1 pseudogene is annotated in these 252 nt (G+C 57.9%); it reads right to left on the bottom strand.

Annotation, left to right across the window (positions count from 1 at the left end):
• Window positions 1–126, bottom strand: a pseudogene (locus tag F1735_RS35060) (zinc ribbon domain-containing protein); the annotation flags it as partial.
• Between the last annotated feature and the right edge of the window lie 126 nt (window positions 127–252).

Raw genomic sequence — 252 nt, 5'->3', positions numbered from 1 at the left:
GACGTGGCCGCAAGCCGGGCACGTCTGGCTGGTGTGCTGCGCTGGCACGGCCAGCAACATGCCGCCGTTCCACCCAAGCTTATAGCCAAGCTGGCGGCGAAACTCGCCCCATCCCTGATCGAGGATACGGAGCGTGTCAAACTATTTGAGACAGTATTTACAGATTGTTTAGGGAGCATTCTTCGGTCTGCTCGTTGGTGCCAATGTCCATTTTGGGCATGTTGATTCCGGCTTCGGTTGGCAGAGCCGGCG

Source organism: Massilia genomosp. 1, assembly GCF_011682185.1.
Taxonomy (GTDB): domain Bacteria; phylum Pseudomonadota; class Gammaproteobacteria; order Burkholderiales; family Burkholderiaceae_D; genus Telluria_A; species Telluria_A rubra.
This window is presented reverse-complemented; position numbering and strand designations above follow the sequence as displayed.